We start from the raw sequence: 21720 nt of genomic DNA, 5'->3' as shown, positions 1-21720 counted from the left end.
CCGGTGAGATCGAATGACTGGTTTTAAAAGCTCTCTTTTAAAACCAGTTTGTTCTCTACAAAGCGATTTTTTTAAACACCAGTACTAAAACGATTCAAACACATTTGCTTGCCCAGCCCCTTTAACCTAAAATATCGACAAGTTAATTTTTCCTTCAAATAATAAGGTTTTTCATGGCACAACCATTACCAGATAAATTTATCATGTCGATGAACCGCGTATCAAAAGTGGTTCCACCTAAAAGAACAATACTTAAAGATATTAGTCTTTCATTTTTCCCTGGCGTTAAAATTGGTGTTTTAGGTTTAAACGGTTCAGGTAAATCAACGCTGCTTCGAATTATGGCAGGTGTTGATAAAGATTTTGAAGGTGAAGCAACGTCTTTAGCCGGTACAAAAATTGGTTACTTACCGCAAGAGCCTCAACTTGATGAAAGCCAAACAGTGCGTGAAGCTGTTGAAGAAGGGGTTGCTGAAGTTAAAAATGCTATGGCTCGTTTAGACCAAGTCTATAACGAATATGCAGAAGAAGGCGCTGATTTTGATGCCTTAGCCAAAGAACAAGGCGATTTAGAAGATATTATTAATGCGCAAGATGGTCATAATCTTGATAACGTTTTAGAACGTGCGGCTGATGCTTTACGCTTACCTGAATGGGATCAAAAAATCGCGGTACTAAGTGGTGGTGAACGCCGTCGTGTTGCGCTTTGTCGTTTATTGCTCGAAAAACCAGACATGTTATTACTTGATGAACCAACTAACCATTTAGATGCTGAGTCTGTTGCTTGGTTAGAGCGATTCTTACACGATTACCCAGGCACTGTGGTAGCAATTACCCATGATAGATACTTCCTTGATAATGTAGCGGGTTGGATTCTAGAGCTTGATAGAGGGCACGGTATTCCTTATGAAGGTAACTATTCTTCATGGCTAGAACAAAAAGATGCACGTCTTGCACAAGAAAGTAAAGGTGAAAGTGCACTACAAAAAACCATCAAGCAAGAACTTGAATGGGTGCGTTCAAATCCGAAAGCTCGTCAATCAAAAAGTAAAGCCCGTATGGCGCGCTTTGAAGAGCTTAATAGTCAAGATCATCAAAAACGTAATGAAACCAACGAACTTTACATTCCACCTGGACCTCGTCTAGGGGATAAGGTTTTAGATGTTAATAATTTAACAAAATCTTTTGGTGACAGAGTACTCATTGATGACTTAAGTTTTAGTGTGCCAAAAGGTGCTATTGTTGGCATTATCGGACCAAACGGCGCAGGTAAGTCAACATTGTTTAAAATAATGTCAGGCGCAGAAAAACCAGACTCGGGTAATGTAGAGCTAGGTGATACGGTTAAACTTGCCAGTGTAGATCAGTTCCGTGATGACATGGACAATAGTAAAACCGTCTACCAAGAAATATCTCAAGGCCATGAGATATTACAAATTGGTAATTTTGAAATTCCAAGCCGTGCTTATGTCAGCCGTTTTAACTTTAAAGGTAACGATCAACAAAAGATCATCGGTGAGTTGTCTGGTGGTGAACGTAACCGAGTTCATTTAGCTAAACTAGTGCAAACCGGCGGTAACGTATTACTGCTTGATGAACCAACCAACGATCTTGATGTTGAAACCTTACGTGCGCTTGAAGAAGCGTTGTTAGAGTTCCCAGGTTGTGCCATGGTTATCTCGCATGACCGTTGGTTCCTTGATCGCATTGCAACTCACATTTTAGATTACCGTGATGAAGGTAAAATCAACTTCTATGAAGGTAATTTTACTGACTATGAAGCTTGGTTAAAGAAAACATTGGGCCCTGCAGCTACTGAGCCTCACAGAATTAGATACAAAAAAATTGGCTAACCTAAAGCTAATAGATAATTTTTAAATTACCTATTAGTTATTAAATAGTTATCGGCACTTTATTTTTGTGGTTTTATAAAAATCCACACGAATAAAGTGCCTTTTTGCTAAAAGGGAGCTATGCTAAAGATACCCATTTATAATTTGAACTTAAGCAATGGAAAATAGACGTCAATTCACGCGAGTTTTGTTTTCAATCAATGCGATATTAGAGGTTGAACAGCAGAATTATCCAGTTACTATCCACGACATTTCACTTAATGGCGCTTTGGTCACTATGCCTAAAGCTGAAAAGTCATTAAAAGGTAAGTTAGGCTTATTACATTTTGACTTAGTTAATGGCGAATCAATCGTTGAAATGCATATTGCTGTCGTTCATGAAGAAAATGACAAGCTAGGTTTACAGTGTGAAGTAGGCTTGCAATGTAATGCTATCGATATTGACAGTGTCACCCATTTAAGACGGTTAGTTGAATTAAATTTAGGTGATGAAAGCCAGTTACATAAAGAACTTTCACAATTATCACGCCTTGCTTAATATGATGACAATCGCCTTGCTTTATAGAGGAACATTATGAATCACTTAGTTATTTCATTTATTACCAAAGACCGTCCTGGTTTAGTCGAAACCTTATCCAAAGTCATTAAACAACACCAAGGTAACTGGCAAACCAGCAGTTTGCATCATTTGTCCGGCTGTTTTGCTGGTGTACTTGAAATAGCGGTAGCGCAAGCTCAATGTGAAGCCCTAACTCATGCAATTACCACACTGGACGGTTTTAAAGTCATTATCGAAAAGACTACCCCTAGCCAAATAAACGATGAGTCACCGGTAGTTTTAGAGCTAACAGCAAACGATCGAGAAGGTATTGTAGAAGAAATATCTGCGGTTATTCACCATCAAGGCGGTAACATGATAAAGCTTGTCAGTGAGCAAGATAATGCGCCACATACTGGCCAGCCACTATTTAAAGCAAAAATAACCTTAGCGGTTAATAAAGAACAAACACCAAGCTTAATAAATGCATTAGAAGATCTTGCTGACGATTTAATGATTGATATTTCTCGTTAATCTGTTGAATAGTAACTTAATCTACACGGTATTATTAGCCCACTTATCAATACCTCTTTGGGCTAATAATACCGTGATATTTTATTCATAGACTGGCTTAACCCTAATGTTAAAAAGGATCGAGTAAACAAGACCCCCCCTCTTTCCCCTTCAATAATGCTCCCGTAAAATTACTGTTAACTCCTAGCTACTAAACTAAAAAACTAAAAATAAGTATTAACTGAAAATGGCCTTACCTCCCCTAAAGAGTTTGATGAACCTTTAGGGATTTACCAGTGCAATAGAAACAAAAAGGCCTGACATAAGCCAGGCCTTTTCAAAGTGGTACTAGTGCTTTTTCTTAAAGCTTAATACCTAATTTTTTCAATTCTTTTTGAACAACTGAGTTCGGTAATGGAATATAACCATCTTTCTCAACAATCTTTTGACCCGACTTAGAAAGTACCATAGTTAAAAATTCAGCATCCATTGGCGCTAATGGCTTGTTTGGATGCTTATTTACATAAACGTATAGGAAACGAGATAGTGGGTATTTTTTCGATATAGCATTCGCCATATTAGCTTCAACATAGTTGTCACCTTTTTTAGACAAAGCTAAAGCACGAACACCTGAAGTTGTATAACCGATACCAGAATATCCAATACCGTTTAGTGAAGAAGATACTGATTGAACAACTGAAGCTGAGCCTGGTTGTTCATTAACTGTGTTTTTAAAATCACCTTTACAAAGGGCTTTCTTTTTAAAGTAACCGTAAGTACCAGAAACTGAGTTACGACCATAAAGTTGAATGTCTTTTGCTTCCCAGTCACCTGTTAAACCTAAGTCGCCCCAACGGTCTGCATCTTTATCAGCACCACATTTGCGGTTATTTGAGAAAATAGCATCGACTTGATCAATACGTAATCCTTTAATAGGGTTATCTTTATGAACAAATACCGCTAATGCGTCAATAGCAACACGAACAGCCATTGGCTTATAGCCGTAACGCTTTTCGAATGCTTCTATTTCACGCGACTTCATCTTACGGCTCATAGGGCCTAAGTTTGAAGTGGCTTCTGTTAATGCTGGTGGCGCAGTAGATGAACCAGCGGCTTGAATTTGTATATTCACATTTGGGTAAGTGCGCTTAAACTCTTCAGCCCAGAATGTCATCATGTTTGCTAAGGTATCTGAACCCACTGAAGATAAGTTACCTGAAATACCACTGACTTTTTTATATTCAGGTAAATCTTTATCCATTGCTAATGATGAGAAACTCACCAAGCTTGCTAAACCTATAACGCCTAAAGCACGTTTAAAACCCATGTTATTCTCCACTGAGAGTGATGTCCCATTAAATTATTATTAATTTGTTTGGGGCTAATTAATTTATGAACACTATATAAAGTTTATGTGACAATTATATTTAAGGTTTATGACACTTATATTACAGTGATCAATATATGGGTATATAAACAACATTAAATCAATTTCTCTCCTTCGTTCAAAGATAAAGGCGAATAGTTAGACCCTAGCTACGACTTTATAACGAGCAGTATTACTGGAACTTACGGCGAAATAAGAATTAACACATCAAATAATAGCGTTCATCATTAAAGCCGTGAATGTTCAGATAAAAGATTAGGATAAAAATACCGCGGCAATAATTATTATAATGATAAAAATTTAGCGTGTGTTGAAGTTAGTTAACCTTGGTAAGTAAGCCACGTTTAGCAAATAAAGCGCTATCAGCACCTTATTCACTAGTGGATAAGGTGCTGTTCATAAGATTATTTTTTATTTAATGCTTCAAAGTAAATAATAAACTCACTACCCTTACCCCACTCGCTTTCAATGGCTAATTCGGCATTATGGTGATGTAAAACATGTTTAACAATTGATAGACCTAACCCTGAACCACCGGTGTCACGAGAACGTGACTTGTCTACTCTAAAGAATCGTTCTGTGATCCGGTTAACGTGTTCAGGACGAATACCAGGACCATTATCTTTAACGGAAAACTTAGCCTTGTTACCACTTCGTTGCCATAAAATGTGAACAGAACCATGGGCAGGCGTGTAAGCAATAGCATTAGATATTAAGTTAACACACGCACTTTTCAATTCAGTATCTATGCCTTCAATCCATAAGTCATCATTAAGATCAGCAGTAATTTTGTGTTGTTTATCTTGGTTAAGCCAAGTGGCATCGTCGACCAATGTTTTAATTAGTTTAGGCATATCAACAAATTGTTTATTTTCTTCATCGGCATGATTTTCTACACGCGATAAAACTAATAACTGCTCTACTAAGCGGTCCATACGTGATACTTGAGTTTCAATAGTGCTAAAAGCTTTTTGCCAATGAGGCTCGAGCGCATGTTCAGTGGTCAGTATCATTTCCACATAACCACGCACCACGGTAAGCGGTGTTTTGAGTTCATGAGAAACATTGGCAACAAAGTCACGCCGCATTTCTTCTAATCTTTTAATTTTACTGACGTCTCGGGCAAGAAAGAGTACTTGGTCACTTCCATAAGCCATTAAGCGCAGCTCTAACTGTAATTCGCTGTTAATGGGTGAAATAATATGACAGGGTTGTTCAAAATTACCGAGTTCTAGGTATTTAGAGAATTCAGGAAAACGGATGAGGTTGTCAATACGTTGACCAACATCACTAGGCCAACGAATGCCTAAAATGCGCTGAGCTTTTTTATTACCCCACAAAATAGTCAGTTCATCAGATAAGACTAAGGCAGCATCAGGTAATGCTTCAGCACCATCCCTGAATTTTCTAATTCTTTCGTTTAACTGTCTTTGTTTGTGGCGGTGCTGTCTAATTTGTCGGTACAGGCCATCATATATTTTCCCCCAGATACCTTCAGATTGTGGAGGAGAGAGTGACTTACTTAGCCACAGCCACTTAATAAGTTTAAATAAATGGTGATAATGCCAACATAAAATAACCAAGGTACTGATACAGAGTACGAGGAGAGTTTGGCCAATTAAAAAACCAAAGAACGCGCTTACCGACAATATAGTCAGTAAACGCGTGATAATACTTTTTACGGATAAACGAAAATACATAGTGAGTCGTTTTTACCTATATATAATAATAAAATGCATACTTATGTATTACACACTCGTTTTAAGCTTTCCGGAGAATCGGTAGCCAGAGCCTCGAACGGTTTGAATAAAATCTTCATGCCCTTCGCCAGTAATCGCTTTACGTAATCGTCTAATATGAACATCTACCGTTCGGTCTTCCACATAAACATTCGTCCCCCAAACATTATCAAGTAATTGTTCACGGCTATAGACTCGCTCGGTATGAGTCATAAAAAAGTGTAATAAACGAAACTCCGTTGGTCCAAGCTCAAGTGACCGGTCATTAATTGAAACCCGGTGGGCGATGGGATCAAGTTTCATTCCATGAAATTCAATGGCTTCTTCGAGCGCGGTAGGAGAAACTCGGCGAATAACAGCTTTGATACGTGCTATAAGCTCTTTCGGCGAAAATGGCTTAGTAACATAGTCATCAACACCCGCATCAAAACCTTTAACCTTGTCGTCTTCATCGGCACGGGCAGTTAACATTATAATAGGAATAGACCGCGTATATTCATTTTGTTTTAATGATTTAGCAAGCTTAACACCTGTGCCTCCTGGCAACATCCAATCCAATAAAATCAAATCAGGATAAGGCTCAACAATCTTTGCTTTTGCCTGTTCGTAATCTTCAGCTTCAATAGCATTAAAACCATTTTGCTCTAATACAAAAGTAATCATTTCCCTGATCGGCGCTTCATCTTCAACAACCAATATTTGTCTATTCATGTAAACTTCCCGTTGTCTAACTACACTTTACTTATTGACCATTGTGATAACTTTTTATGACATTTATATTACACACAACAAGTTTAATTCATTTATCTTTATGCCAAAAGCTTAATTTATTGATCTTCATCTACATCGCTAGTTATAAAAAAAGCGACCAAAAGTCGCTTTTTATATTTTTACAATACGGTAATTAATTAAAACTTGTATTCTATGCCTGCCGCTAAGTAATCTTGATCAGCTTCATTGTCGAGATCAAAACTCGTGTAAAAAGCAAAAAGTTTAGTACTTTTCGCTAAGGCGTAATCCGCGCCAACGGTCATACCTGAACGGTGATCGCCGCCATCATAATTAGCCGTTTGTACTTGTCCTTTAACTGTAATTTTATCAAAGCCATATTTTGCTGAAAACAAGAAACCTTCGACATCACTGCCATCAGAAACTTTTTCTTGTCTGTGAACAATAGCACCTAAGGTAAAGCCAGCGAGTTTACCCTGCACGGTTAAACGGGCCGCATCATAACCTTTTACTTCTGAGTCTACCGCGATAGCAGCATAGATCTTAGATTTTTTAAGCGCTTTATCACCATAAAAAAGGGCCATTGAGGTGCCATCTTGTCCATCAACCTCATCTTCTGCAATATAAGTAACACCCAGTTGAAAACCGTTAACCTTAGGCGATTTGTAAGTAACCGTGTCGCTCATGCGGTTCTCACCTTTCCAGAGCTGTTTAATATCTGCGTTTAAATCACTGAATAAATCAACCTTGCCTTGTGACTGTTTTAATACAGTATCGTTAATACCTAACAATACTTCACCAAAATTACCTTTCAAGCCAATGTATTGATTACGGTCAGTAATGCTATCACCCTTGTCACTATCACCATCAAGGTCGACTTGAAACTCTGCTTTAAAAATAACTTCAAGGCCATTACCCAAATCTTGACCACCTTTAAAACCTATACGTGAAGCGTTACTTTTAACTTCAGAGTAAGTACCAGTACCGTCATCTGATGACTGAACTGTAACATTGGCTTTACCATAGATATCAACATCACCAGCAAACGCTGATACAGAAAGAGTTGATAATAATGCCGCTGCAAGAGTGCTGTAAGAAATTTTCATATATATACCTTATTGGGTGACAGAGTCTTTTATATTAAGAACGATTTAAATTAACTAATTATTTGCCGCATATTCTGCCTAATTTATATGACATTTTTGTGACATTATGAATTATTTTTTAAAAGTTTATGACAATTTGATAAATTTAGCTAAGAAAGACTTCGTATAAACCACAGCAATTTAAAAGAAAAAATTATTTCCTTTAAAAAGAGATAAAACACCTTATATTGAATAAAAATCATTCATATAGCAGAAAATACTTTTAACCTACCGTAAAATGTCTAGAATTAAGCTAGGTATCATAATAAAGAAGATAAAATGAAGGTAACAAGCATTTCTCGAAAACTATTGACCCGAGTGCTCTCGGTTTATTTTGTTTTAACCTTTATTGTCACCTGCGTGCAAATTGGTGCTGAGTACATTAACACTAAGAGCCACATAAACAGTGAGTTACTGACCTTAGAAAAAACATTTAGCAGCAGTTTAACACGTGCTGTTTGGGAGTTAAATACACAGCAAGCTGTTGATATTGCTGTGGGATTAGTCGCCATTCCTATGATAAAAGGCATTGTTGTTACCGATGAAAATGACCAAATCATTGCACAATTAGGTGAGTTTTCTGAGGGTGAACTTTTTAATCAACCCGATAAAGTAACCTTAAATAGTGAATCTACTGCCATTAGCTCTTTTTCTGAAGGATTATTTGGCCATTCGTTTCAACTCATCTTTGAGTTTTCTGGTCGAACAACAAAAGTGGGGACCGTCGTTCTCTTATCAAGTAATGAAGTGATTTTCGATCGTATTGAAGTTGGTATATATTTTTTAATCGGTAATGCGATGGTAAAAACAGCCGCGTTAGTTATTTTATTTTCTCTCGCCTTTTCCAGCTTATTAACAAATCCGCTTAATGAACTTACTGAACAAATCAACCATTTTGATATAGATGATCCCGAAGCATCAAAGCTTCATACCATGAATTATGAAAATAACGAGCTGAACATTTTACAAAGAGCTTACAACAATCTGCTCGATGAGCTGGTGCAATATCAAAATCGACTGAGTACCGCCAAGCAAGAGATATTAATGGCAAATCATAAACTTGACGATCAAAATTTAATATTAGAACAAGAAGTCGCTAAAAAAACGTCATCGCTAAGTACCACCATGCTTGAAATGAATAAACAACAGCGTGAACTTATCGAGCAACAAAAACAGTTAAAAGCTGAAAATATTCGCCGCAGCCAAACAGAACAAACCTTAACAAAGACCAATCAAGAATTAAAAAACTCGATTCTAGAACTCAAAAAAGCGCAAGAACGTTTACTTGATGCAGAAAAAATGGCTATTTTAGGAAAATTATCCGCTGAAATATCCCATGAAATTAATACCCCTATTGGTGTCAGTATTACCTCAACCAGTTATTTATCAGATTTGTTAAATTCATTGAAAAATGATGTCGACAACCAAAAATTAACCAAACGTTCATTAGATGACTTCACTAAAAATGCTGACCAAAGTTTACATTTACTCTTTAACAATCTTAATCGCGCATCTGATTTGATCACCAGTTATAAACAAGTCGCTGTTGATCAAACAAGTAATAAAACACGCAAGATTAACGTTGCACAATACCTAAATGAAATTATTCAATCTTTACAGCCAAAATTAAAGAAAACCAAACATACGGTTAACGTAAACTGTGTTGATAATATTGATATTTATTGCCATGCGGGGGCAATATCACAAATATTTACTAACCTAATAATTAATTCTATTATCCATGGCTTTGATGGTATAGAGAATGGCATGATTACCATAAGTGCAAAACTAAAAGGTGAACGGCTACATCTGCATTACCAAGATAATGGTGTTGGTGTTCCTCAAAATAAATTGCCACAAATATTTGACCCTTTTTATACCACCAAAAGTGGTACTGGAGGCACAGGCTTAGGCACTCATATCATTAACGAATTAGTTACTGATACATTGAATGGCACAATAGTCGCACATTCTGAGGTTGGACAAGGTCTTAGCTATGATATTGAATTTAATGATATGCGTTAAAAAATTCTTCATTGCGATATCTTAACGGTAAGACTCTGCAAGTAAGTGCTAATAGCTGATATTTAAGTTACTATATTGCTCTTTTAAAATTTATCAGCCGGTGCACTTAGTGTTCCAGCGGCGCAGGAAACTTCTATGTGGTTCAAAAACCTATACTTTTTCACATTTACTCGCCCTTTTGCATTATCAGAAGATCAATTAGAAAAACACTTAGCTGAACATTTATTCACCCCTTGTGGGTCAACAGAGCAATCGCATTTTGGTTGGGTAAATGCTTTGGGTAAACATGGCCATTCAACGGTTCATGCCGCTAACGGTAACCTTTTAGTTTGCGCAAGAAAAGAAGAGAAAATTCTTCCTGCTCCCGTTGTAAAAGATATGATTGAAGCAAAAGTTGCGCAACTTGAAGTTGAACAAGCGCGCAGCGCAACTAAAAAAGAAAGAGAACAGTTTAAAGAAGATATCATTTTTGAACTACTACCTCGGGCGTTTTCTCGTGTTACCGATACCCATGCTTACATTAATGCTGAGCATAACCTTATTGTTGTAAATTCAGGTAGCCGCGGTAAAGCTGAAGATTTATTAGCCTTGTTGCGCAAAGTTATTGGTACTTTACCCGTAACAAGTGTTTCACCAGAAAAAGCGCCTGATGAATTGATGACTGACTGGTTAAACGAGAAAAGTATTGGCGACAACTTTACTTTAGGTATGGAAGCAGAGTTTCATGCCTTAGGCGATGATGGTGCGGTAGTTCGTGTTAAAAATCAAGATCTTGATAGCGATGAAATTAAAACACATTTAGACGCTGATAAATACGTAGTGAAATTAGCGCTTGAATGGGATGAAGCAATGTCGTTTATTCTTTGTGACGATCTAGCGATTAAGCGTTTAAAGTTTTTTGATGTCTTACAAGAACAAAATGACGATATCGATAGTGACGACGTTATAGCAAAACTTGATGCAGACTTTGCCTTAATGGCTGGAGAAATTAATCGTTTGATTAATGACTTACTGGCTGAATTCAATGTTAAAGCGACAGACTACTTAGAGAGCTAATAAGCTTTAGGTTACTGATGTCTCTAAAGAAAAAAGCAGCTAATATAGCTGCTTTTTCATTGCTTCACTTTATTACTTCAGTATCAATCGAGTTAATAATACCGCTAAAATAGGTAGACTACTTCAAACGAATAGAGTTGATGATATCGGTCGTGGAAATACCTTCTTCAAAGTTAAGTACTCTAACTGTGCCGCCATTGGCCATCACTTCTTTACCGCCAGCAATATCTTCAACTTTATAATCCCCCCCTTTAACTAATATATCGGGGAGAATGTTGCTTATAATACGTTGAGGGGTGTCTTCTGAAAAACTCACTACCCAGTCAACAGCGCCTAAACCAGCTAAAACTGCCATTCGTCTGTCGGTAGGGTTAACCGGTCGTCCACTGCCTTTTAATCTTTTTACAGAAGCATCGTCATTAACAGCAACAATCAAACGAGTGCCTAAAGTACCTGCATGGGCTAAATACGAAACATGGCCTGCATGTAAAATATCAAAACAGCCATTGGTCATGACAATATTTTCACCACGAGCTTTTGCTAATTTAACCGCAATTTTTAATTGCTCTTCGCTGACAACACCAAAACCACTTTCTTGCCCTGTCGATATTTCAGCTAATAATTCGGTCTCGCTCACGGTTGATGTCCCCAATTTACCAACAACAATACCGGCAGCAATATTGGCTAAAGCACTCGCTTGGGTATATTCAGCTTTTGCTGCAATAGCCAAAGCAAGTGTCGCAATAACCGTATCACCGGCACCGGTTACATCATAGACCTCACGCGCTCGAGTCGGTAGATGGAATTCGTCATGATCTCGACGGAGCAAGGTCATTCCTTGTTCACTGCGCGTCACTAACATTGCTTCTAAATCAAGGTGCACTAACAGTGCCTGACCTTTAGTGACAATATCATTTTCTGTTTTACATGCGCCAACCACAGCTTCAAATTCGGATAGATTGGGCGTTAGTAATGTTGCACCACGATAGCGTTCAAAGTCGGTACCTTTGGGATCAACTAAAACAGCTTTCCCTTGCTTTTTAGCTATAGCAATTAAATTTTGAACCTCAGATAACGTACCTTTGCTATAATCAGACAACAAGAGTAAGTCATGATTAACCAATTGAGCAGCTACTTTTTCTTCAAGTACTTTTTTATTTACTTCGCTAAGAGACTCTTCAAAATCTAAGCGGATCAACTGCTGATTTCGGCTCATCACACGTAATTTAGTGATCGTGGGAATATTAGCTTGTTGATCAAATTCACAATTAATATTTAATGCTGATAGCTTTTTTTTCAAATGCTGAGCGGCTTCATCATCGCCAGTAATGCCAACAAGAGTCGCTCTTCCACCAATAGAAGCTATGTTTAATGCAACATTTGCCGCACCGCCGGGGCGATGTTCATCTTGATTAATTTTAACAACAGGAACGGGGGCTTCTGGAGATATACGATGTGTTGGACCGTACCAATATCGATCTAACATAATATCACCAACAACCAACACACTTGCTTGCTCAAAAGCGGGAATGTCTACTTTCATCCTATGCCTCTTAACTCTTTATGGATATACAGATATAATGGTTAATATTGTATCACATGAATTTCAATGAGTTGACATCATCCCGTGAGTAAAAATAAAGTTTTACAACCTGATTTTAAAATATCCTTCCTATTACCTAAGTATTGGTTAACTTGGTTTGGGGTAATTGTTCTCTATACCATTTCATGGTTGCCTTATAAATTACAATTAATGCTCGGCAGGATGCTCGGGCGCTTACTGTATAAAATAGGCTCAAGTCGCAAAACGGTTGCGATGAAAAACTTGCAACTATGTTTTCCAGAAATGTCGGCACAAGAACGTACCCGTATTTTAAAGAAAAACTTTGAAAATACCGGCATCGCCTTATTTGAAACCGGCATGGGCTGGTGGTGGCCAGATTGGCGAGTTAGACGAAAAACAAAGATTGTTGGCCTTGAGCATCTAGAAAAAGCCCATCGAGAAGGTAAAGGTGTTTTACTCTTAACCATGCACTACTTAAGTGTAGAAATTAACTGTCGTGGCATGGGTACTGGACACCCTACGGTGGTTTTTTATCGCCCACACAATAATCAACTAATGGAATTTTTTCAGTTTAGAGGTCGTGGCCGCTCCAATAAATACATGTTGGGTAAGCGCGACGTTAAGGGCTTAATGAAGGCACTACGTGATAAGGAAGTTTGTATTTATTTGCCCGATCAAGATTATGGTCGAAATCGCAGTTTATTTGTGCCTTTTTTTGCTGTACCTGACGCTGCAACAACCACGGGTACATTAATTTTTGCTCGCCAGAAAAACGTACAAAGTCACATACTCATACCGACCAGAAATGATGATGGCAGCGGATACACTTTAGAAATAAAGCCAATGATGGAGAATTTCCCTACCGATAATGACGAGGCTGACGTTATTCGCATCAACCAAGAGCTAGAGAAAGCCATTATGTTTAAGCCCGAACAATATATGTGGTTACATCGACGTTTTAAAACAAGACCTAATGAAGATGACCCTTCACTTTACAAATAAGTCATGGTTGAAATCATCAGCATTGTATAAATAACAACTTTTCAGTATGGTAGTATTTATTATAGGTACACCATACTGGAATTTTCCATATGGCCTCATAACTAAGACAGCCTTATATGAACTTTTGGTTACGCAACATTATTTTTGGTTCAATTCTAATTGCTTTAGCTTTTTTATTATTTGATAACCAAGAAGAGCTATTTTTTTCTTTGTCGGATGATACCCAGGCAACAGCAGAAGTTGCGCCAATTAAACCAGCAGATAAAGCCGTTCTGGCATCAGAGTCATCGACTTCAAAAATAAAAAGTAACAATGCGGCGGCAGATGGTTTATCTCGCTTTTACGCCAACTTACATGGTGACGATGGCAGTTCAGGTCCAAAAATTCGTAATAATATAGTTTACTTGCAAGAGCCAACGGGTGACATTGTCAAACTGCTAGAAGCTCGGCGCATGGTCACACGTCCCTTACGAAAAAACTGGCGTGGCACCAATGAAAACCACCCATTTCGCTTAGGTGAAACACTCTTTCAAAAACTTTCAGAATATGCAAATAGTGAGGGTTTAGAAGTTATTTGGTGGTTAAATAGAGATTTTTTGGTCAAAGACCCTTTTCGTATTAATAAAGAAATCATCAAAACAGCTTACCAAGTTGGTAAAGCGGTTGAAGGACACTTTCGCGAAGGTATTAAGGTCTATTTTTGTCATCAACAACGAGCCATTGTACTGATTGATTTGGATATACCCTACCTAGATGAAGAGTGTATTTTATTACCGCAAAAGTCTCAAAGACGCTAAATAATAACGTCTTTGTAGTTATCAGACATTTCTATAAAGATTTTTCATACAGTGACAGGCAAATAGCAGCAACGTTTTCAGCTATTACTTCAAAGTCCACCTTAGTCAATAATTGCTGCTCATTTTTTAAGGTCGCGTGGTGACCAAAATCACGTAACGTGCAATAACTAGTCGTTAGCTGCTTTTGTTGCTCTGAGCTTATTACTCCGCAGTGTTGTAGCCCTTTAAGTAAATGCAAGTTATCGGAATATTTGCAAAGCTCTGGGTGCTTTGCACTTTCGCTAAGCACAAGGAATTGGACTAAAAATTCGATATCAACTAACCCACCCTCGCCTTGCTTGATGTCAGTGTCAGCCGATGTTGATTTATCTAAATGCGCACGCATTTTTGCACGCATTTTTAAGACATCGGCACTAACATTTGCTCGTTCACGGACGCAAGTCAGTATTTCTTGCCTTATGGCTGAAAACTTATTAGCTAATTCAAGGTTACCAAATACAGTACGAGCTCTGACTAACGCTTGATGTTCCCATGTCCATGCTTCTTCTCGCTGATATTGTGCGAAAGTATCAACATGAACGACCAACAAACCAGAGTTACCAGAAGGACGTAACCGCATATCTAATTCATATAAAATACCACTGGCCATACGTGTATTAAAAATGTGCATAATACGCTGTGCTAGTTTCATGTAAAATTGCGAAGCGGGGATCTGCTTTAAACCGTTAGTAACCTCATTACTTTGACTATTATGAACAAAAACCAAATCTAAATCGGAACTATAACTTAATTCTATACCGCCCATTTTTCCATAGCCAATCGCAGAAAAGCCTTTATGGTTTTCGCCAACTGTCGACTCGGGCACGCCAAAACGCTGAGCCATTTGTTGCCAAGCTAAATGAATAACTTCTTCAATAATGGCTTCGGCAAGAGCGGTTAAATGATCGCTAACTTTAGTTACTGGTAAGATCCCACAAATATCACCGGTCGCAATTCGCAAGTGTTGTGCTTGCTTAAATTGTCTTAACATGTCCATTTGTGCCTCCTGATCATCTTCAGGTATCCGCAACATTGCTTGTCTTAAGTCAGCAGAATAACTACTCAGCTCTGGCGGATTGTGTAACAATTTAGGATCGATTAATTCATCTAATAATATCGGATACTTGGCAATATGCTCTGCGATCCAGCTACTTTGATGGCACAGTTTAATGAGGTGCTTCAATGCGCCTTCATTTTCAAATAATAATTCAATATAGGCGGTACGCGTTGATATCTTATTAAAAATAATTAAGACCCGCTCTAGCGTAAAGTGACCACTATGCTCTTGCTGTATGTGCCACATTAAAACGGGTACTAATTTATCAAGTACGCCACGCCCTCGATTACCGATACTGCGCTTTTCCATCTCAGCTCTAAATTCAGCGAGCAAACTCCATATTTTTTTAGCATCAACGAAGACACTGACCTGTTCGATCCAAGCAACACTCTCCTCGTCTGACCATTTACTGTCCCACAATGCTGTCCAATGCTGATCTTTCGCTTGATGATTTGGACTCTCTTCGCCAATAAGTGCACAAAATTCCTGATGAACGCTGTTCATTTTTAACGCTAAAAACTCAAGAAAGTCTGGCCATGTTTGACATTGTTTATGATTAAGTGCCCATAATAAACGCATTTGATCCAAGGTATTATCTGGCAAGGTCTGAGTTTGTTGATCATTTAACGCTTGAATAATATTTTCTACTCGTCGTAAAAAACAATAAGCATCGGTCAGCACGGCTTCATTCTCAGCGGTAATAACTTCTTTCTCGACCAAAATAGGTAACACCGTTAATAAGCGGCGGTGTTGCAATTCTTTTATCCGCCCGCCACGAATAAGCTGAAACACTTGCACTATAAATTCAACTTCTCTAATACCGCCTGCACCCAGTTTTATGTTGTTATTTAATTGCTTACGACGCACTTCTTGGGCGATCATCATTTTCATACGGCGTAAGCTATCGATAACACTAAAATCAATATAGCGACGATAAACAAAAGGTCTGAGTATGGTTGAAAGTTGGTCATGATATTTGCCCTGACCAATAAGACGCGCTTTGAGCATCGCATAGCGCTCCCAGTCACGCCCTTGCTCTTGATAATAATCTTCCATGGCATTAAAGGTTAAAACAAGCGGACCACTTTCACCAAAAGGACGTAAACGCATATCAACGCGATAAACAAAACCATCGGCCGTTTTTTGATGTAAGGCAGTAATTAATTTTTGTGCCAAACGAATAAAAAATTGCTGATTATCAAGACTACGCCTAGCACCTTGTGTTTCTCCCATTTCTGGGTAGGTAAAAATAAGATCGATATCAGAAGAAAAATTTAATTCACGTCCACCTAGCTTGCCCATCCCATAAACTAACAGTTGTTGAACCTCACCATTTTTGCTGTTAGGTATGCCCCATTTTTCTTGGCAGAGTAATGTTAACCAGTTTAATGCGGCTAAAATAAGCTGGTCAGCGAGTTCGGATAAACGCTCTAACGACAAGGTTAATTCAAGATCAAACAACAAGTCAGCAACGGCAATATTAACCATCTCTTGTAAACGAAACTGCCGTAAGATTTTATGTAATTGCTCTTCACTTTCACAAGGGGCAATCAGCTCAGTAAGCATTTGCTGATAATTGGGACAGTCAGTTTGGTAAACACGTTCACTTGAAAATAAAGACACCACAATGTCAGGGCACTGCAATGCACTGTTTAATATAAAGTCACTTGCCATTAATGCTTGATGAAAATCAGCGAGTTGTTGCTTGGACAAATTAGCGGTTGCTTCGGGGTATTGATGATTAAACAATTGCGTGCTTTTTTGCTGTTGCAGGGAGAGTATATTTGGTAGCTGAGTTGATTTATTCATTTAATGACCCATTTGTTAACTATGCAAAAGACAAGGAAGAAGAATTTCAAATGAAATCACGAATTAATAGACATATTATGTCTATGATGCTATTAATAACGTGTTATATATATTACACATATAGATAGCAAATTCGTACTCAAATAACCTGAGTATATGTTAATAATAGCATTTTTGAGGACACTATGGCAGGAATGCAACACATCAAATACGCTTTTTTAAGCTTGATTATTTTCTTAGTCGGTTGCTCTGATCCCTTCGAAGAAAAAATTAAACAACAAACGCCAATCACTGAGCTTCGTATTCAACAATTAGCTGACGCCTTAACGGATGGTCAGGTACGTAATGCCAGTTTAATTCATCAATATGCTGAAAAACTTCAACAGCAAAAACCTCATCTTACGCAATTAATTAACGAATTTAACAAAGATGCGACGACAAAAGGTCCAATGTATTTGTCGCTACTTGACCGTTTAGCAACCATTAAAAATCAACCCAGTATGTTTGCCAGTAAAGAAGATATTTTCAATGAACTGGTTAACATTTATCTTGCCGCTGACCCAGTACTTTACTCCGACGCATTAAGCGATCCACTCAATGTGCTTGCTGACATGTCTGATGGGGTTTTGCCGCGCGTTAACTCGTTATCAAAAGCACAAAGTAAACAAGCCAATAATGCTCAGGACTTTGGTACCGGAGAACAGTTAATTGGCAATCCAAGTTATGGTAGTTGGACGCAAGGAAGCAATGGTATGTCTTTTTGGGCATGGTATGGCATGTATTCAATGATGGGTGATGTATTTGGTTCTCGCCGCACTTCATATAATGATTGGGGTCGTTCAAGAAACTACAGTTATTATAATGATTACGGCCGAACTCGCTATAGTTCACCAAGCCAATTAAAAAAACAAAATGATTTAGATACCCGTACAAAAAAATCATTTCAAAGCCGCGGTCAAAAATATAACAGTACTTACAGTAAAAGTCGGACGGGGTCATCTAGCCTTTCTAAACAAAGTAGTACGGCACAAACCAGTGCAAAGCGATTTAGTACCAATAGTTCATACGCAAAGAAGTCTAGCTACTCAAAAAGCTCCAGCTTTAGAAACAGCAAAAGCACCACATCTCGCAGCTTTAGACGCGGCAAATAACGAGTAGGATATAGGAATTAACATGAATACATTTTTTGAAATTACTGCCCTAAATCAAGATTTATTAATTTACTTAGTTATTGATATTTCTATTGCGATTGTTTTATTAGGTGCAATGCGTTTTATTTCAGGTTTATCGGCTAAAGTTAACTCTACGCAAGAGTTAGCACAAAAAGATAACTTTGCTTTTGGCATCAGTGTCGCAGGGAGTGTTGCCGCCTTAGGTATTGTTCTTACAGGTGCAATCAGTGGTGAAAATGCGCCAAGCTACTGGATGGAATTTGTTGGCATGTTCGCTTATGGCACATTAGGCTTGATACTGATAAAAATTGGACGTGTTATCCATGATAAATTATCACTGCAACACATCAATAAAACACAAGAAATTCTCAGTGAAAATTTAACCATAGGTATTGTTGATGCTGCAGGTGCCATTGCGACGGCTATCATCATTCGCGCGGTTTTACTTTGGGTGCATGGTTTAGACGTTGATACCTTTATTGCCATCATTGCCGGCTTTATTATCTCTCAAGCTATTTTATTATTAGTTACCCGCTTAAAAGAGCGCCAATACGCAAAAAATAATCAAGGTGATTGCTTACAAGAAGCATTTACACGGGGACAAACCGCAATTGCTATACGTTATGCTGGCCAATTAATTAGTACCGCTTTAGCCGTTACCGCAGCGAGTCACTTTCTTACGTACTCACCTGAAACTTTATTTTACAATTTAATCTCTTGGTTTGTATTTGCGGTCGTGATGACTCTATTAGTCGCAATATTAACAGCCATTGCCAAACGTATTGTACTGTGGGGAATTAATTTAGTTGAAGAAGTTGATCAACAACAAAATATAGGCGTTGCTTGTGTTGAAATGGCAACGAGTATTTCAATTGCCCTCATTTTAACCGCATTGATGTCATAACCTTCCCCTCTTTTACCAAAAAAGCTTTAAGGGCATAAGCACTTAAAGCTTTTTTATCTTCAGGAAGAACAGTATTACCCATTGACCTTATTTGATGGTGCTAGGTACTTTATAACTATGAATAAAAAACAATTATTTTGGAACGATACACTGCTTATTTTAACCATGGCCGTTTTAGCTGGTTGTGGTTTAATCTATGAATACCTTTTATCCCATTATGCTGGTCGTGTCTTAGGCGCGATGGAAAGTACTATTTATGCCATGATAGGCTTGATGATTGTCGCTATGGGTTTAGGTGCTTTTGCCGCACGCAAGATCACTTGTGCATTCAAAGGTTTTGTTTGGTTAGAGCTTACCATCGCGTTTTTAGGTTGCAGCTCAATTTTAATTATTGGTGGCTTAATAGCACTCACTCAAACGTTTCCACAGGTATTAGCAGACACCTTTAATTTGCCACCCGACTCTATGCCCCAGGGTGGATTTTTAAAACAACTATCGCAGCTCGCTTTTAATAGTCCCTATTTTTTTGGTTTCATCTTAGGTTTTTTCATTGGTATGGAAATTCCCCTTATCGCACGTATTAGAGAATCAATTCACCAAAAACATTTAAAAAATAACCTAGGCACTATTTATGGCGCCGATTATGTTGGCGCGGGTATTGGTGCTGCAATTTGGGTTATTTTTTTATTATCCATTGATATCAGTAAAGCCAGTGCGTTAACTGCTGCCTTAAACTTAATTGTCGGTGGTATTTTTATCTTTCATTTTTGGGATAAACTCACCTGGCGAAAAACCTTAGTTTCACTTCATATTTTATTATTGATCGCCATTGGTGTTATTTATCAGTCTGGTAATAGCTGGTTAAATCAAATGAGTAACTTGCTCTATTTAGATAAAGTTGTTTATACCGATAAGACCCGCTATCAACAACTCAACTTTACCCAACGACATATGGGAGCAGAGCAGCCAAGTGTGATTAATTTTTATCTTAATGGCCGTTTACAATTTTCGTCTGCTGATGAGTTTATTTATCACAGTTATTTAGTCAGTCCTGTTATGGCTGGTTCTGCTAGACATGACAATATATTAATCATTGGCGGTGGTGATGGATTAGCATTACGTGATGTCTTGCAGTGGTCGCCCAAAAAAGTCACCTTAATTGATTTAGACGCCGAATTAATGCAAATATTTTTGGATCCTACCGAAAAGTTATCACCATCGTTGGCGGCTCAGCTTAATCAGTTAACGCAGAAAAGTTTACAAGACCCTAGGGTAAAAATTATTAATGAAGATGCCTTTTTAGCGATTGATAACTTGTTAAAACAACAACAAACCTTTGATAGCATCATTGTTGACCTACCTGATCCTAGCCACCCTGATTTAAATAAACTTTATTCTGTTAATTTTTATGCGCGCTTACATCAGTTGCTCGCGGGTGACGGCTTAATTGGCATACAATCGGCAAGTCCATATCATGCCAAAGATGCTTTTATTGCGATTGGAAAAACAGTAAAAGCGGCTAAATTCGCTCACGTTCAGCAATATCACGATAATGTGCCAAGCTTTGGCGAATGGGGTTGGACGATAGCGTCAAAACGTGGTGCTAGCCCCCTTAACCGTTTACAGTCTTTAGAAAAATTACCAATTGAACATCATTGGCTAACACTACCTATGGTGATTAATTCATTCGAGTTTTCGAAAAGCTTTTATAAGAACCAAGCAGATGTTCCTATTAACTATTTAGGTAGCCATAATATTTATCAATTACATCAAAAAGCATGGCGCGATCAACAAGGTTTGAACAATGCTTATTTACAAGAATGACAAATAAATAACAAATAATGCAAATCGGCTCTTGACATATTATGTCAAAGTGCTAAATTTACCTCAACGACATAATATGTCTGAGAGATATTTACTTTTAGATTTATTAACGAAAAATACAGACTAAGGAATCACATGAACATTCATAAAATTGCTGATCACTTAAATAGCTTAGCGGACAATTCTGAAACCGGGATGGTTTTTGATTGTCAGCCTATTTCAGGCGAAGTGGACGTTTTACAAATTACTGTTATCGACCGTGAAGAATTACCAATTTTTGTTTCTGTAACCGATGATCAAATACTATGTATCACCTACTTATGGGGCGTAGAAGAAGTAAAACCTGAATACCTTCAAGACATGCACGTAAGCATGTTAGAAATGAATATTCCGATGCCTTTATCATCATTTTCAAAAATTGGTGATAAATACGTAATTTTTGGTGCCCTATCTATTAATTCGTCTTTTCATGATATTGAACACGAATTAGGCGTTTTAAGTAATAACGCGATGGAAATTATAGATGATATGGGCGAGTACCTAATTTAATTAACCACCCTAAGGAAA

At 37.8% G+C, this 21720-nt stretch carries 17 protein-coding genes; 11 read left to right on the top strand and 6 right to left on the bottom strand.

Features of this window, described 5'->3' with window-relative positions; genetic code table 11:
• Positions 1 to 173 precede the first annotated feature (173 nt).
• From ettA to H4J56_RS10110, 3 genes are all read left to right on the top strand, one after another.
• Positions 174 to 1853, top strand: coding sequence for an energy-dependent translational throttle protein EttA (gene ettA / locus H4J56_RS10120; RefSeq protein WP_070375937.1), 1680 nt, complete (start codon positions 174 to 176; stop codon positions 1851 to 1853).
• A gap of 157 nt (positions 1854 to 2010) precedes the next feature.
• Positions 2011 to 2391, top strand: a complete 381-nt coding sequence (locus H4J56_RS10115; RefSeq protein WP_070375936.1) for a PilZ domain-containing protein — start codon at positions 2011 to 2013, stop codon at positions 2389 to 2391.
• A 36-nt stretch (positions 2392 to 2427) separates the two neighbouring features.
• Complete coding sequence (locus tag H4J56_RS10110) at positions 2428 to 2925, top strand: glycine cleavage system protein R (protein WP_182259269.1); 498 nt, start codon at positions 2428 to 2430, stop codon at positions 2923 to 2925.
• Positions 2926 to 3265: 340 nt separating this feature from the next.
• Here H4J56_RS10110 and H4J56_RS10105 read toward each other — a convergent pair whose 3' ends face one another.
• The 4 genes from H4J56_RS10105 to H4J56_RS10090 form a co-directional block, all read right to left on the bottom strand.
• A complete protein-coding gene (locus H4J56_RS10105) occupies positions 3266 to 4231 on the bottom strand; it encodes a PstS family phosphate ABC transporter substrate-binding protein (protein ID WP_182216486.1) in 966 nt (321 codons plus the stop codon).
• Positions 4232 to 4695: 464 nt separating this feature from the next.
• Positions 4696 to 5991, bottom strand: a complete 1296-nt coding sequence (gene phoR / locus H4J56_RS10100) for a phosphate regulon sensor histidine kinase PhoR (protein WP_182216484.1) — start codon at positions 5989 to 5991, stop codon at positions 4696 to 4698.
• Positions 5992 to 6039: 48 nt separating this feature from the next.
• Positions 6040 to 6741 (bottom strand): phosphate regulon transcriptional regulator PhoB, encoded by a 702-nt coding sequence (gene phoB, locus H4J56_RS10095; protein ID WP_146796261.1) that lies wholly within the window; start codon positions 6739 to 6741, stop codon positions 6040 to 6042.
• A 197-nt stretch (positions 6742 to 6938) separates the two neighbouring features.
• Positions 6939 to 7865: a porin gene (locus H4J56_RS10090; protein ID WP_182216483.1), complete on the bottom strand. Its 927-nt coding sequence runs from the start codon at positions 7863 to 7865 to the stop codon at positions 6939 to 6941.
• 318 nt (positions 7866 to 8183) lie between these two features.
• Between H4J56_RS10090 and H4J56_RS10085 the strand changes: the two genes are divergently transcribed.
• A complete protein-coding gene (locus H4J56_RS10085; RefSeq protein WP_182216481.1) occupies positions 8184 to 9929 on the top strand; it encodes a HAMP domain-containing sensor histidine kinase in 1746 nt (581 codons plus the stop codon).
• Between the two features lie 135 nt (positions 9930 to 10064).
• The gene (gene rdgC, locus H4J56_RS10080; protein ID WP_070375929.1) at positions 10065 to 10985 is read left to right on the top strand and encodes a recombination-associated protein RdgC; all 921 of its coding nucleotides are present in this window, start codon (positions 10065 to 10067) and stop codon (positions 10983 to 10985) included.
• Positions 10986 to 11103: 118 nt separating this feature from the next.
• Here rdgC and hldE read toward each other — a convergent pair whose 3' ends face one another.
• Complete coding sequence (gene hldE, locus H4J56_RS10075; protein ID WP_182244216.1) at positions 11104 to 12528, bottom strand: bifunctional D-glycero-beta-D-manno-heptose-7-phosphate kinase/D-glycero-beta-D-manno-heptose 1-phosphate adenylyltransferase HldE; 1425 nt, start codon at positions 12526 to 12528, stop codon at positions 11104 to 11106.
• A gap of 84 nt (positions 12529 to 12612) precedes the next feature.
• Between hldE and lpxL the strand changes: the two genes are divergently transcribed.
• The gene (lpxL, locus tag H4J56_RS10070) at positions 12613 to 13551 is read left to right on the top strand and encodes an LpxL/LpxP family Kdo(2)-lipid IV(A) lauroyl/palmitoleoyl acyltransferase (RefSeq protein WP_182244215.1); all 939 of its coding nucleotides are present in this window, start codon (positions 12613 to 12615) and stop codon (positions 13549 to 13551) included.
• 116 nt (positions 13552 to 13667) lie between these two features.
• Positions 13668 to 14348 (top strand): TcpQ domain-containing protein, encoded by a 681-nt coding sequence (locus H4J56_RS10065; protein WP_182259268.1) that lies wholly within the window; start codon positions 13668 to 13670, stop codon positions 14346 to 14348.
• Between the two features lie 31 nt (positions 14349 to 14379).
• On the opposite strand, the gene glnE is transcribed toward H4J56_RS10065, so the two are convergent.
• The gene (gene glnE, locus H4J56_RS10060) at positions 14380 to 17253 is read right to left on the bottom strand and encodes a bifunctional [glutamate--ammonia ligase]-adenylyl-L-tyrosine phosphorylase/[glutamate--ammonia-ligase] adenylyltransferase (RefSeq protein WP_182259267.1); all 2874 of its coding nucleotides are present in this window, start codon (positions 17251 to 17253) and stop codon (positions 14380 to 14382) included.
• Positions 17254 to 17438: 185 nt separating this feature from the next.
• Between glnE and H4J56_RS10055 the strand changes: the two genes are divergently transcribed.
• The 4 genes from H4J56_RS10055 to H4J56_RS10040 all read left to right on the top strand — a co-directional run bounded on the left by H4J56_RS10055 (position 17439) and on the right by H4J56_RS10040 (position 21702).
• Positions 17439 to 18404, top strand: coding sequence for a hypothetical protein (locus H4J56_RS10055; RefSeq protein ID WP_070375925.1), 966 nt, complete (start codon positions 17439 to 17441; stop codon positions 18402 to 18404).
• 22 nt (positions 18405 to 18426) lie between these two features.
• Positions 18427 to 19329, top strand: a complete 903-nt coding sequence (locus H4J56_RS10050; protein WP_182259266.1) for a DUF350 domain-containing protein — start codon at positions 18427 to 18429, stop codon at positions 19327 to 19329.
• 117 nt (positions 19330 to 19446) lie between these two features.
• The gene (locus tag H4J56_RS10045) at positions 19447 to 21153 is read left to right on the top strand and encodes a polyamine aminopropyltransferase (protein ID WP_182216471.1); all 1707 of its coding nucleotides are present in this window, start codon (positions 19447 to 19449) and stop codon (positions 21151 to 21153) included.
• Between the two features lie 135 nt (positions 21154 to 21288).
• Positions 21289 to 21702 (top strand): YjfI family protein, encoded by a 414-nt coding sequence (locus tag H4J56_RS10040; protein WP_070375922.1) that lies wholly within the window; start codon positions 21289 to 21291, stop codon positions 21700 to 21702.
• The last annotated feature ends 18 nt before the right edge of the window (positions 21703 to 21720 follow it).

This window comes from Colwellia sp. BRX8-4 (assembly GCF_014077345.1).
Taxonomy (GTDB): Bacteria; Pseudomonadota; Gammaproteobacteria; order Enterobacterales; family Alteromonadaceae; genus Colwellia_A.
Note: the sequence above shows the minus strand (reverse complement) of the source record. Positions and strands in the feature narration are given on the sequence as shown.